Genomic DNA, 3,876 nt, shown 5'->3' with positions numbered 1-3,876 from the left:
CTTATAGGGGTTCTAACGACCGTTTTCGGGATTATCCAGCGAGTTCGGTCGCTTATAGAAGTTCTTAACGACCGGATTCGGCGAATTCCAGCGAGTTCGGTCGCTTATAAGGCTAACGGCCTTCTTTTTTCAAAATTACTAATAAATAACCCTGGTACCACCTCGAGGTCGCCTACTAATTTATAGCCATTTTTTAGATATAGTCCTTTAGCCGGATTATTTTCTTTGCCAGTAGATACATTTAATACAGCATTTTCTTTATTTAATTCCTCGACAGTCGTTAATAGTTTTTGGGCAATTCCTTTACGAAAATGATTAGGATGAACGACCATCCGGCAAATTGTCAACACTTCACCATCAATTGTGTAGGAAATTGCACCCGCAAGAATCTCACCCTCAAAATATCCCAAGAAGGATTCTCCACATACTGTTAATTCTTCCAGCGTCTCTTTTAATGGTGGGATCTCAAAAAAATTTATTAACTTTGCCTCGATAAGATAAGAGGACCTTTGCAGCTCATGCAACTCTTTGACGAGATCTAAATTATGTAAATCAAGATTTTTTATCATACCGTAGAACTCCTTTATGGTTATTATCGTCCACTAATACATTTCACCATTAGCAATGAAATTCCTCTTTTCTTTACTGCCAAGAATGTTTATCTAAAAATAAATAAAATATCCCCCACAAAAAGTGAGGGATTTGCTCCTTATTATGCAATTTTTATTGCTTTTCCAAATGGAACTCGCGGTAAAAAAGCATCAGGTACGAGCCAAAATAGTTCAAAATCTACTTTATCCATGTCTTCTGAAAAATAGCCTGTTACATCTGTAATGTAAAACAGCGTATCAATGTTTTCTTCTTCTGCCCACTCCAGCACTAATGTATAGGAAGATTTCCCATGTGTCTGATATTTAATCATATTGTTTTGAATGGGAGAAATACTTCTAATTTTAAAATCTGCTTGAACTAGTATGGTATCTGGTTTCAGTTGTTCAAACAGTTTAACTATGTTATTTATCAAAAGGCTTGGTGCTTCATTTGTGGATGTATCTACAGCCAAGGCAACTTTTTTATCTTGCCGCTGCTGAATCATGGAAAGTATTGTTTTATGCCATCTCAACTCCAACAACCCCTTTGTTTGAATAAGTGAACTATATTATTTTAGGTAAAAAGATGGGGATTATGATTGGATAATTTCGACAGAATAAAAATAAAACAATATTGGTGATACTATATTAGCATCATTCTTCCAAACCACATTTCATTTTGACAATGGCATAATGGAGCTAAATGACACCTTTTGTTTCTTTTCCACTTACTATAAGCTGTTCTGAATGCTCATCATATAAATTCCTAGCCCAATCTTGAATTTTCGCACAATCCACGGATTTCCATTTTTCAAGATTCTGAATCTCATCTAGGCCAAATGCCAAGGTAGACATTCTTGTCATAAGCACATAGGATGAATAGGGATGTGGAAATTTCGGGTCATTTTTAGCTTCGTAGTAGAATTTCTTCAGCAATCTAAACGATTTTGATTCATAAATTAGTTCAACCAGTTTTGCACGGTATTCCAAATCTTTTGGATGCAAATTTGGAAAACGTATATAATCACTGAGATGTTGGGCTTCATGCTTCAAATAACTAACTTGAAATTCATTGCTATCTAGTTTTGCTCTCTTTTTCATTGGACCTTCATCAACATAATAAAGTCCTTCAGCTTTTGCCCACCCTCTAGCAAATTTTTTACCTAAGGTGGCAAAATGAATCCAGCTTTGCATTATGAAATCACTTATGAAGTAAACTGTTACCCTCTGTGTCTGATGAGGTAACTCAACCGTAAAGTCCGTTTTTTTCGTTGTCTTCCAAATATATGGCCCTCTAAATGGTGACGTGACACCCCCTAAAAACCGATAGCCCTTTTCCTCAAAAATGATTTTTAATTTTTCTTCGATTAAATCAAGGCTGTCAATTAAATCATTATCAGAAATTAATAGTGCTAACGACTGCACCAACTGGGTTTCTGCATCTTTGACATTACTTCCAGTTAATACGGAAGTAAAATATTGATAATATGTTAATAAAACTTTTCTAATCCAGGCGTCATCTGTTTTAAAGCGATGACTCGGTTTTCCTCCAAAAAAACGGTGATCATATTTGGATTCCAGCTCCTGATATTTTTTACTTTTATTCGGTATCGAACGAAGGTACTCTAAAGCAGAAGATACATCCCCTTGCAGACAATAAGCATAAAATTTGGACTCCTCCATCCCGTTCCCCTCTCCTATTTTCTATATTCTTTATATTATGTTTTTAAAACCTAAATCCTTTTTTATCGTAAAAATTAGCAATTGATCTACCGAACATTTATTTCCCCTTTCAGTTTTTCAATTATTAATGAAATTTCCCTTAAATCCTCAATAATGAAATCCGCTTCACTACCCTCGTATTGAATATCTCTTTTCCAGATTGTTTTCATTCCAACTTTACCGGCAGCTATTACATCGTTTTCAGGATGGTCGCCAACATAGACACTCTCATTTGCTAAAACATTAAGTTGCTTTAATGCTTTCATAAATATTTCAGGTTTTGGTTTTTTGATACCCTCCCATTCGGAAATAAGGATCGTTTTAAAATACCTTTCAACACCTAAAGCCTCAATATTGTTCATTTGGAACTGTCCTTTTCCATTCGTAATGATTCCCATAACGTATGATTTCTTTTTTAAATCTTCTAACATACTTATTAGATTCGGAAATGGAATACAATAATTCTTAAATTTTTCTAAATAGTCTTGAAGCAACCTGTCCCAAGTAATCCCCTTAATGTTAAATTCATTGATCAGTTGTTGATACACTTTATCCTTCCAGGTGTAACCATGACAATCCAATTCTATAAATCTTGATGTATACAATTCTTTGGGAATATGACCAAGCCAATTGTTTAATCGCTCATATTGATCATCGATAAATTTCTGAACGGTTGCATCTCGATTTAATAAAGTTCCATCAAGATCGAAAATTACTGCCTTGATCATGTCCATTTTCCCCCTTTAACCTCTCTATACCTATATTTTGGATCATTTTTTTAATATTCACAAATAAAAAAATCGATACCGTTTGTATCACTAATTATCGTGTATTCGATGTAAATTGTTAGTAAGTAATTTTCAATCCTCTTATGACTATACAAAAAAAGTTTTTGGTTTGTATCAAATATTTTTTATAACCGAATGGTAGAAATGAAGCCCCAGAATAATAAAAAAGGCCTCACCTTAAATAGAGGAGAATGCCTTGGCATTATTATTAATCCTTGTTGTTATATTCTCTTTTTTCCTTTAAGTAATCCTTTTCACATTTTAACAGCCTATAGTCAATAGCGTTGCCCTTTTCCTTTTTCTTTTCAATTACTTCCCATTTTAAATTGTTAAGCTTTAAATGCACCGCGACATTCGAGTTGTCAGGCTGCTTATAAAGCAAATAGGATTCCCCAGGTTTGACAAACAATGTCGGTACACCGCGTGAGGCAACAATAAATTGTTTATGTAAAGATTGATAATATTCATCTACTTCTTTCCCGCCATAGATAAGATTAGCAGCGTCTAACCCTCTGTCCGTTACCTCAATATAACTTTGGTCATCAATGTCCAAATCGAGGACAGAAATAATATCCTTCATGATTGCTTTATTATATTGGACATTTCGAGTTTTCATTTTTTCAAGGCATTCAGTGGATAATCTCGGTAGTTCATTTGCCTGGACTTTCACTGAATTAATGAAAAGCAATACGAATAGGACCGAATTAATAATTGTAGTTTTTTTCATTTGAAAAAACACCCCTAATAATGTATGAACATATTATTCTGCATTATGG

General features: G+C 34.2%; 5 protein-coding genes. All 5 read right to left on the bottom strand.

Annotated elements, in window-relative coordinates; translation table 11 throughout:
• Window positions 1–104: 104 nt before the first annotated feature.
• The 5 genes from V7150_RS06990 to V7150_RS06970 all read right to left on the bottom strand — a co-directional run bounded on the left by V7150_RS06990 (window position 105) and on the right by V7150_RS06970 (window position 3,827).
• On the bottom strand, window positions 105–569 hold the full coding sequence (locus tag V7150_RS06990) for a GNAT family N-acetyltransferase (protein WP_335515402.1): 465 nt from the start codon (window positions 567–569) through the stop codon (window positions 105–107).
• 143 nt (window positions 570–712) lie between these two features.
• On the bottom strand, window positions 713–1,123 hold the full coding sequence (locus V7150_RS06985; RefSeq protein WP_335515399.1) for a VWA-like domain-containing protein: 411 nt from the start codon (window positions 1,121–1,123) through the stop codon (window positions 713–715).
• 166 nt (window positions 1,124–1,289) lie between these two features.
• A complete protein-coding gene (locus V7150_RS06980) occupies window positions 1,290–2,273 on the bottom strand; it encodes a hypothetical protein (RefSeq protein ID WP_335515395.1) in 984 nt (327 codons plus the stop codon).
• An 86-nt stretch (window positions 2,274–2,359) separates the two neighbouring features.
• Window positions 2,360–3,040: an HAD family hydrolase gene (locus tag V7150_RS06975; protein WP_335515392.1), complete on the bottom strand. Its 681-nt coding sequence runs from the start codon at window positions 3,038–3,040 to the stop codon at window positions 2,360–2,362.
• Between the two features lie 268 nt (window positions 3,041–3,308).
• Entirely contained in the window at window positions 3,309–3,827 is a 519-nt protein-coding gene (locus tag V7150_RS06970) for a hypothetical protein (protein WP_335515389.1), read from the bottom strand.
• Between the last annotated feature and the right edge of the window lie 49 nt (window positions 3,828–3,876).

It is taken from the genome of Neobacillus drentensis (assembly GCF_036965245.1).
Lineage (GTDB): Bacteria > Bacillota > Bacilli > Bacillales > Cytobacillaceae > Neobacillus > Neobacillus drentensis_G.
Note: the sequence above shows the minus strand (reverse complement) of the source record. Positions and strands in the feature narration are given on the sequence as shown.